The sequence below is a fragment of the Jiangella anatolica genome (assembly GCF_003236295.1).
Taxonomy (GTDB): Bacteria; Actinomycetota; Actinomycetes; order Jiangellales; family Jiangellaceae; genus Jiangella; species Jiangella anatolica.
On the sequence record NZ_POTW01000010.1, the window covers coordinates 103,328 to 110,181 of the forward strand.

7 protein-coding genes are annotated in these 6,854 nt (G+C 72.6%); 4 read left to right on the plus strand and 3 right to left on the minus strand.

Annotation, left to right across the window (positions count from 1 at the left end; all coding sequences use genetic code 11):
- Positions 1 to 25: 25 nt before the first annotated feature.
- Positions 26 to 1,438, minus strand: coding sequence for a Fe-S cluster assembly protein SufB (sufB, locus tag C1I92_RS06340; RefSeq protein ID WP_111253817.1), 1,413 nt, complete (start codon positions 1,436 to 1,438; stop codon positions 26 to 28).
- A 2-nt stretch (positions 1,439 to 1,440) separates the two neighbouring features.
- Entirely contained in the window at positions 1,441 to 2,214 is a 774-nt protein-coding gene (locus tag C1I92_RS06345) for a helix-turn-helix transcriptional regulator (protein WP_438940522.1), read from the minus strand.
- A gap of 124 nt (positions 2,215 to 2,338) precedes the next feature.
- Between C1I92_RS06345 and C1I92_RS06350 the strand changes: the two genes are divergently transcribed.
- From C1I92_RS06350 to C1I92_RS06365, 4 genes are all read left to right on the plus strand, one after another.
- Positions 2,339 to 3,010: a hypothetical protein gene (locus tag C1I92_RS06350; RefSeq protein WP_146605042.1), complete on the plus strand. Its 672-nt coding sequence runs from the start codon at positions 2,339 to 2,341 to the stop codon at positions 3,008 to 3,010.
- A gap of 51 nt (positions 3,011 to 3,061) precedes the next feature.
- Positions 3,062 to 3,277 carry a DUF6458 family protein gene (locus C1I92_RS06355; RefSeq protein ID WP_146605043.1) on the plus strand — a complete coding sequence of 72 codons (216 nt, stop codon included), beginning with the start codon at positions 3,062 to 3,064 and terminating at the stop codon, positions 3,275 to 3,277.
- Between the two features lie 42 nt (positions 3,278 to 3,319).
- The gene (locus tag C1I92_RS06360; protein WP_111253820.1) at positions 3,320 to 4,330 is read left to right on the plus strand and encodes an ABC transporter ATP-binding protein; all 1,011 of its coding nucleotides are present in this window, start codon (positions 3,320 to 3,322) and stop codon (positions 4,328 to 4,330) included.
- Between the two features lie 107 nt (positions 4,331 to 4,437).
- On the plus strand, positions 4,438 to 5,154 hold the full coding sequence (locus tag C1I92_RS06365) for an ABC transporter permease (RefSeq protein ID WP_111253837.1): 717 nt from the start codon (positions 4,438 to 4,440) through the stop codon (positions 5,152 to 5,154).
- Positions 5,155 to 5,165: 11 nt separating this feature from the next.
- Here C1I92_RS06365 and C1I92_RS06370 read toward each other — a convergent pair.
- Positions 5,166 to 6,854, minus strand: a 1,689-nt coding sequence (locus C1I92_RS06370) for a PH domain-containing protein (protein WP_199521003.1), incomplete at its 5' end; no start/stop codon positions are given.

Genomic DNA, 6,854 nt, shown 5'->3' on the forward strand with positions numbered 1-6,854 from the left:
GTTCTGCTGGCTTCGGGCGGCGGCGTCAGCCGACCGCGCCCTCCATCTGCAGCTCGATCAGCCGGTTCAGCTCCAGCGCGTACTCCATCGGCAGCTCCCGCGCGATCGGCTCGATGAAGCCGCGCACGATCATCGCCATCGCCTCCTCCTCGGTCAGGCCGCGGCTCATCAGGTAGAAGAGCTGGTCCTCGCTGACCTTGGAGACGGTGGCCTCGTGGCCCATGGAGACATCGTCGTTGCGGATGTCGACGTACGGGTAGGTGTCAGAGCGCGAGATGGTGTCGACCAGCAGCGCGTCGCAGCGCACCGTGCTGGCGCTGTGGCTGGCGCGCGGCATGACCTGCACCAGGCCGCGGTACGACGTCCGGCCGCCGCCGCGGGCGACCGACTTGGACACGATCGAGCTGGACGTGTTCGGCGCCAGGTGCACCATCTTCGAGCCGGAGTCCTGGTGCTGGCCCTCGCCGGCGAACGCCAGCGACAGCGTCTCGCCCTTGGCGTGCTCGCCCATCAGGTAGATCGCCGGGTACTTCATGGTGATCTTCGAGCCGATGTTGCCGTCGATCCACTCCATGGTGGCGCCCTCGGCGGCCGTGGCGCGCTTCGTCACCAGGTTGTACACGTTGTTCGACCAGTTCTGGATGGTCGTGTAGCGGACCCGGGCGCCCTTCTTCACGACGATCTCGACGACCGCGCTGTGCAGCGAGTCGGACGTGTAGATGGGCGCCGTGCAGCCCTCGACGTAGTGGACGTAGGAGTCCTCGTCGGCGATGATCAGCGTCCGCTCGAACTGGCCCATGTTCTCGGTGTTGATGCGGAAGTAGGCCTGCAGCGGGATGTCGACGTGCACGCCCTTCGGCACGTAGATGAACGACCCGCCGGACCACACCGCCGTGTTCAGCGCGGAGAACTTGTTGTCGCCGGCCGGGATCACCGAGGCGAAGTACTCCTTGAACAGCTCCGGGTGCTCCCTGAGGCCGGTGTCGGTGTCGAGGAAGATGACGCCCTGCTCCTCGAGGTCCTCACGGATCTTGTGGTAGACGACCTCGGACTCGTACTGCGCGGCGACACCGGAGACCAGCCGCTGCTTCTCCGCCTCGGGGATGCCGAGCTTGTCGTAGGTGTTCTTGATGTCCTCGGGGAGCTCCTCCCACGAGGCCGCCTGCTTCTCCGTCGACCGGACGAAGTACTTGATGTTGTCGAAGTCGATGGTCGAGAGGTCGGCGCCCCACGTCGGCATCGGCTTCTTGTCGAACAGCCGCAGCGCCTTGAGCCGGGTCTCGAGCATCCACTCGGGCTCGTTCTTGAGGGCGGAGATCCCGCGGACCACGTCCTCGTTCAGCCCGCGCTTCGCGGCCGCGCCGGCGGTGTCGCTGTCGGCCCAGCCGTATTCGTAACGACCCAGGCCCTCGAGCTCGGGATGAGCGGTGGTGGTCATATTCAGGAGATCCTCTCCGCGGACTCGTTCATTTTTCCTGTGGTCCCCGTGGCGGCAGGGCTGCGGGGGATGTGCGTGGTGCAGACGCCCTCGCCGTGCGCGATCGTCGCGATGCGCTGGACGTGGGTGTCGAGCAGCCGGGCGAAGGCCTCGGTTTCGGCCTCGCACAGCTGCGGGAACTGCTCGGCAACGTGCGCAACCGGGCAGTGGTGCTGGCACAGCTGCTCTCCGGTGACCGGCGAGGCCTGGGCCGACGCGGCGTACCCGTCGGCGCTGAGGGCGTCGGCGAGCGCGGCCGCGCGCTGCTCCGGAGGTACCGATTCGATGATAGGCCGGTAACGGTCCTCCAGGTCGGCGATCCGCCGTCTCGCGAACTCGGCGACGAGGTGCTCTCCCCCGGTCTCGGCCAGGAACTTCAGCGCGCCGACGGCGAGGTCGTCGTAGGCCTGCTCGAACGCGTCGCGGCCGGCGGGCGTCAGCACGAAGACCTTGGCGGGGCGGCCACGGCCGCGATGGCCGTAGACTCGTTCCTCGCGCGCCTCGATGACGCCGTCGCCGAGCAGCGTGTCGAGGTGACGGCGGACGGCCGCCGGGGTCAGGCCCAGCCGCTCGCCCAGCGCCGCCGCCGTCGACGGGCCGTTCTCGAGGATGGACCGGGCGACGCGTTCGCGGGTGCGGGCGTGCGCGTCCTGCGGTGTGTCCTGGGCGCGCGCAGCGACCGGCCCGGCGCCGGGACCGGCGCCCGGTGTCTGGGTGGCGTCGCGCACGTATTTCACAACACCATCGTGCTCTTTTTCATTCGCCGTCACAACCTCCTTGCCGTGCGATACATCACGCAGGTCAGCCTTACCTTTGTCGGCCGGCCACATGATCGCCGGCGGGCGGGGGTACGTGCCGGCCATGGAGGCTGTCGTCGTCCTGCTCTTCGCCGCGCTCGCCGGCGCGGCCTTCCTCGCCGTCCGCCACGGACGCTTCGCCGCCCAGCGGCGCCATGCCGACCTGCGCGGGGACGTCCGATCGCGCGGCTGGGGGTTCAGCGCTTCCGGCGATCCGCAGCTGACCCGGCGCTGGCCCGGCCCGCCGTTCCACCCCGGCGGCGGCGTCGCGCGCCCCGTCGTCAGCGGCACGCACCGGGGCCGGTCGTTCGTCGCCTTCGAGTACGTCTACGAGATCACGCCGTCGCCGACGGCGAAGACGGCGATCCCGCACCGGCGCCTCGTCATCACGATCTCGCTGCCCGGCTCCGTCCCCGACCTGGCCGTGACCAGGAAGAACGCCGTCGCGCGGGTCCTGGACCGGCCGGTTCCGGACGTCGCCGGCGAGCACCGTCACCACCGCGTCGCCTGCGCCGACCCGCTGTTCGCGTCGACCGTGCTGCAGCCGACCGTCGTCGAGTGGCTGGACGCCGGACCGCCGTGGGACTGGCGGTTCGCCGGCGACACGATGATCGGCTACCAGCCCGGCCGGCTCACCCCGGAGCGGCTGCTGAGCGGCTTGGACGCGTTTTCGGACGTGCTGGACCGGATCCCGGCCGAGGCGTGGCGGCACGGGAGCGGCCCGGTCGCCGGCTGAGCCCCGGGCCGGCTCCGGTTTGTGCGGGTCAACCGGGGGTACGTCGCTGACATGACCCTTGGCCGTGGCATCTTCCTGATGACCCTGGGGCTGATCCTGGCCCTCGGGGTGCGGGACCGGGTGGGCACGTTCGACCTCAGCGTCATCGGCTGGATCCTGACCGGCGTCGGCCTCTTGGTCTTCGCCCTCGCCTTCATCGTCGGCCCGGCCCGGGCGGCGCGCGAGCCCGAGGTCGTCGACGAACAGGACGACGTCGGCGAGGTCTGACCGGTCGTCGGCGGGTTCGCCGGCTCGTGCGACACTCGCGGGATGAGCGCAGCGCCGGCCGTCGAGATCTCCTCCCTGGTCAAGCGCTACGGCTCCCTCACCGCCGTCGACGGGCTCTCGCTGGAGGTCGCGGCCGGCACGATCACCGCCGTCCTCGGACCGAACGGCGCCGGCAAGACGACGACGATCGAGATCTGCGAGGGCTTCCGCCGTCCGTCCGCCGGAGCGGTGCGGGTGCTCGGGCTGGATCCCTGGCACGACGGCGCCCGGCTGCGGCCGCGGGTGGGCGTCATGCTGCAGGAGGGCGCCGGGTTCTACCCGGGGGCGCGGCCGGTGGAGATGCTGACGCATCTGGCTCGGCTGCACGCCGCGCCGCTGGACGTGGAGATGCTGATGGCGCGGCTCGGCCTGGACCGGAACCGGGCGTCGAGCGATGACCGCGAGAGGGGCGATCGCCGGGAGCGCGGCGGTCACCTGGAGCACGGCGGTCACCGGGAGCGCGGGGCGCCGCTGCGGCGGTTGTCCGGCGGCGAACTGCAGCGGGTCGCGCTGGCGGCGGCGCTGATCGGCCGGCCCGAGCTGGTGTTCCTCGACGAGCCGACCGCCGGGCTGGATCCGCAGGGTCGCCGGTCGACGTGGGAACTGCTGGACGAGCTGCGGTCCGCCGGCGTGACCGTCGTGCTGACGACCCACCTCATCGACGAGGCCGAGCGGCTCGCCGACCACGTCGTCGTCATCGACGCCGGCCGGGTGCTGGCCGAGGGCACGCCGCAGGAGCTGACCGGCGGCGTCCCCGACGACGTCATCCGCTTCGGCGGACCGCCCCGCCTTGACGTCGCGTCGCTGCGCGCGGCGTTGCCGGACCACGCCTCGGTGCGCGAGGTGACGCCGGGCAGCTACGAGGTCACCGCCCCGGTCGACCCGCGGCTGCTGGCGACCCTCACCTCCTGGTGCGCGGCGAACGACATCCTGGCCGAGGGTCTGCAGGTCGGGCATCGGACGCTGGAGGACGTGTACCTGGAGCTGATCGGAGCCGGGAGGGGCGGGCGGTGAACGGGTCCGCGACGCCGCCACCGGAACCACCGCGCCCGGCCGTGCCACCGCGCCCGGCCGTGCCGTCGCTGTTCGCGCCGGCGCCGGGCGCAGCGCCCGTCGGCCGGATGCTGCTCGCGCAGGCCCTGTTCGAGACCCGCCTGCTGCTGCGCAACGGCGAGCAGCTGCTGCTGACCGCCGCGATCCCGGTCGTGCTGCTGTGGTTGCTGACGGCGGCGCCGGTCTTCGACACCGGCGGCTACGAGCGGGTGGACTTCCTCGTGCCCGGGATCCTCGCGCTGTGCGTGATGTCGACGGCGTTCACGTCGCTGGCGATCGCGACCGGTTACGAGCGTCGCTACGGCGCACTGAAGCGCCTGGCCGCGTCGCCGCTCCCCCGCTGGACGTTGCTGCTGGCCAAGGCGCTGACCGTCCTGGTGGTCGAGGCGCTGCAGGTGGTGCTCGTCGGCGGTCTCGGCCTGGCGCTGGGCTGGCGTCCGTCCGGATCGCCGCTGGCGGTGATCCTGCTGCTGGTCACCGGCACGCTGGCGTTCGCCGGCCTGGGCCTGCTGATGGCCGGGACCCTGCGCGCCGAGGCGACGCTGGCGGCCGCCAACCTCGTCTACCTGTTGCTCCTGGTCCTCGGCGGCGTGGTGATCCCGCTGTCGGGCTTCCCATCCGGGGTGCGGACGGTGCTGGAGCTGACCCCGACCGGCGCCCTGGCCGACGGGCTGCGGTCGGTGCTGGCCGACGGCGCCGGGCTGCCGTGGGGATCGGTCGCCGTGCTGGCGGCCTGGGCCGTGGCTGGCCTCGCTGCGGCGGCGCGCTGGTTCCGCTGGGAGTGACGCAGGCGAGCTCACCGTCCGTCGTGCAGCACCACCTCCTCGGGGTCGTCCGCGATCGGCGGGTCGCGGACGAGGAACGGGTCGAGCAGGCCGGGAACGGCGTCGGCGCCGAACTCGAGGACCTCGTGCTCGTCGGCGTCGATGATGGAGTAGCTGCGGGCGCCGGCGGCCGTCGTGGCCGTGAGGGTCAACAGGCCGGCCCGCCGCTGGAACACGGACTGGCTCACCCGCCAGCCGATGATGCCCTGCCGCTGCAGGTACACCGTCGCCCGCCGGACGCTGCCCTTCCGTGCGACGAGGAACTCACCGTCGAGGTCGTGGCCGAGCGACCGATACGCGTCGCCGGCGAGCATCAGCAGGACCACGCAGCCGGCCGCCGCGAGCACCGTCAGCACGACCGCCCAGAAGTCGCGCACGGGCGAGGCGACCGCCAGCCACACCACGACCGCCGCCAGCACGACGTCGGCGGCGATCGCCCAGCGCAGCCGCCGGGTCCGCGCCGCCGGCGGATGTCGTCGCAGCAGCCCGCCGGGCCGCACCCCGGCCACGGCCGCCGCCACCGACGCGGCGACCGTCATCGGCGCGGCCGGCAACAGCGTCGACGCCTCGGACTTGGGGTCGGCGCGCAGACCCGTCGTCACGACGTCGACCCGGGCCGCGCCGGCGGAGCGCACCCCGAGCGGCTCGACGATCTCGACGCCGCGGACGCGCTGCTCCTCGATGCTGACCGAGCGGGTCGTCAGCAGGCCGCGGCGGACCCGCAGCGTGCCGCCGGGCTCGCGTTCGAGCCGGTAGGCCCACCACGCCTCCACCGTGATCGCCAGCGTCGCAACCACGCCGACCAGCACGAACACCAGCGCGAACAGCACCAGCGTCTGCGTCGCGCCGATCCGTTCGACGACGTCGCGGGTGAAGTCGACCGGCAGACTCTCGCGGCCGAACCAGTTCAGGACCTGGAACAGGCCGCCGACCGCGATGCCGGCCAGCGCGAACGTCCAGAACGACAGCGGCGCGAAGCGGAGCCAGGCCGGATCCCAGCGGGCCAGCACCCGGACGCCGGGTTCGGCGCCGTCGGCACCCACCGGCGCCCGGTCGAGCAGCAGCGCGCGCAGCCGCTCGCCCTCGTCGCGGCTCACCGGATCGAGCACCATCGTCTGCGGCGACTGGCCCCGTCCGCCGGCCTCGACCTGCTCGCCGGTGCCGATGCTGACCTTCACCAGCCCGAACAGCCGCTGGACCGGATCGGCCGAGAGATCCACGGTGCGGATGCGCTCGCGCGCGAGGGACCGCTTCGTGGTGAAGATCATCCCCTTGTGCTGTTCCATCCGGGTCGGCGTGACCCGGTAACGGCTGTGCCGCCATCGCACGTGGTCGGCGATGGCCGCCGCGAGCACCACCAGGAGCACCGCCGGCACGACCCAGGCCAGGGCGACACCGTAGGACGTGCCGGAGCCGATGCCGACCGTCGTGGGGATCGCGCCGCCCAGCGCGATGCCGAAGACCCAGATGGCGGTGACCTTGACGGTGTCAGGATGCAGCGCCAGCCAGCCGCCTGGCTCGGGCTGTGGGTGAGCGGCGGCCGGGTCGCTGACGGATGCGGAGGCGGCGGCACCAGGGGCGGGAGCACCGGCGGCGGATCCGGAGGCCGCACCGGAGGCGGCGGCACCGGCGGCGGCACTGGGGGCCGCAGCACCGGGGGC